Origin of the sequence: Secundilactobacillus silagincola, from assembly GCF_002583405.1 — a bacterium.
GTDB lineage: Bacteria > Bacillota > Bacilli > Lactobacillales > Lactobacillaceae > Secundilactobacillus > Secundilactobacillus silagincola.
In genome coordinates this window covers 1-241 of record NZ_BCMJ01000064.1, presented here as the reverse complement: position 1 = coordinate 241, position 241 = coordinate 1, and the positions used below count along the sequence as shown (strand labels likewise).

At 49.0% G+C, this 241-nt stretch carries 1 rRNA gene; it reads right to left on the bottom strand.

Annotation, left to right across the window (positions count from 1 at the left end):
• Positions 1 to 241: ribosomal RNA gene (locus CES82_RS12230) — 23S ribosomal RNA — on the bottom strand; the annotation flags it as partial.

Genomic DNA, 241 nt, shown 5'->3' with positions numbered 1-241 from the left:
GGGTCTACATCAACATACTGAAACGCCCGTTTCAGACTCGCTTTCGCTACGGCTCCGACTTTTCATCTTAACCTTGCATGTTAACGTAACTCGCTGGTTCATTCTACAAAAGGCACGCTGTCACCCATTAACGGGCTCCAACTAATTGTAGGCACATGGTTTCAGGAACTATTTCACTCCCCTTCCGGGGTGCTTTTCACCTTTCCCTCACGGTACTGGTTCACTATCGGTCACTAGGGAG